The 1,695-nt window shown below is 55.3% G+C and carries 1 rRNA gene; it reads right to left on the reverse strand.

Annotated features, from left to right (window positions below):
* Window positions 1-68: 68 nt before the first annotated feature.
* Window positions 69-1,623 (reverse strand): 16S ribosomal RNA (locus AC0KTX_RS16345).
* Window positions 1,624-1,695: the final 72 nt, after the last annotated feature.

Raw genomic sequence — 1,695 nt, forward strand, 5'->3', positions numbered from 1 at the left:
GAAAGATCGGATGATCTTTCAAAACTAAACAAAACGGAAAGCGTTCCTCTTTTTCGTTTCTTCCTTAGAAAGGAGGTGATCCAGCCGCACCTTCCGATACGGCTACCTTGTTACGACTTCACCCCAATCATTTGTCCCACCTTCGGCGGCTGGCTCCCATAAGGGTTACCCCACCGACTTCGGGTGTTACAAACTCTCGTGGTGTGACGGGCGGTGTGTACAAGACCCGGGAACGTATTCACCGCGGCATGCTGATCCGCGATTACTAGCGATTCCGGCTTCATGCAGGCGAGTTGCAGCCTGCAATCCGAACTGAGAGTGGTTTTTTGGGATTCGCTCCACCTCGCGGTTTCGCCGCCCTTTGTACCACCCATTGTAGCACGTGTGTAGCCCAGGTCATAAGGGGCATGATGATTTGACGTCATCCCCACCTTCCTCCGACTTTTAGCCGGCAGTCACCTTAGAGTGCCCAACTGAATGCTGGCAACTAAGGTCAAGGGTTGCGCTCGTTGCGGGACTTAACCCAACATCTCACGACACGAGCTGACGACAACCATGCACCACCTGTCACTCCGTCCCCCGAAGGGGAACCCTCTATCTCTAGAGGTAGCGGAGGATGTCAAGACCTGGTAAGGTTCTTCGCGTTGCTTCGAATTAAACCACATGCTCCACCGCTTGTGCGGGTCCCCGTCAATTCCTTTGAGTTTCAGCCTTGCGGCCGTACTCCCCAGGCGGAGTGCTTAATGCGTTAGCTGCAGCACTAAAGGGTGGAAACCCTCTAACACTTAGCACTCATCGTTTACGGCGTGGACTACCAGGGTATCTAATCCTGTTCGCTCCCCACGCTTTCGCGCCTCAGCGTCAGTTACAGGCCAGAGAGCCGCCTTCGCCACTGGTGTTCCTCCACATCTCTACGCATTTCACCGCTACACGTGGAATTCCGCTCCCCTCTCCTGCACTCAAGCTTCCCAGTTTCCAATGGCCGCTCGCGGTTGAGCCGCAAGATTTCACATCAGACTTAAGAAGCCGCCTGCGCGCGCTTTACGCCCAATAATTCCGGACAACGCTTGCCACCTACGTATTACCGCGGCTGCTGGCACGTAGTTAGCCGTGGCTTCCTCGTCAGGTACCGTCAAGGCGCCGCCCTCTTTGAACGGCACTTGTTCTTCCCTGACAACAGAGCTTTACGATCCGAAGACCTTCTTCGCTCACGCGGCGTTGCTCCGTCAGACTTTCGTCCATTGCGGAAGATTCCCTACTGCTGCCTCCCGTAGGAGTCTGGGCCGTGTCTCAGTCCCAGTGTGGCCGTTCACCCTCTCAGGTCGGCTACGCATCGTCGCCTTGGTGAGCCGTTACCTCACCAACTAGCTAATGCGCCGCGGGCCCATCTGCAAGCGGCAGCCGAAGCCGCCTTTCAACCAAAGACCATGCGGTCTTTCGTGTTATCCGGTATTAGCCCCGGTTTCCCGGAGTTATCCCCGTCTTGCAGGCAGGTTGCCCACGTGTTACTCACCCGTCCGCCGCTGACATCAGGGGAGCAAGCTCCCCTTCCGTCCGCTCGACTTGCATGTATTAGGCACGCCGCCAGCGTTCGTCCTGAGCCAGGATCAAACTCTCCAAAAAAGTTTATCCTCATATCTGCTCATTTCTTGAATCAACAGGAACGCTTTCGTTTTGTTCAGTTTTCAAAGATCA

This window comes from Aeribacillus sp. JST-2 (genome assembly GCF_056032925.1).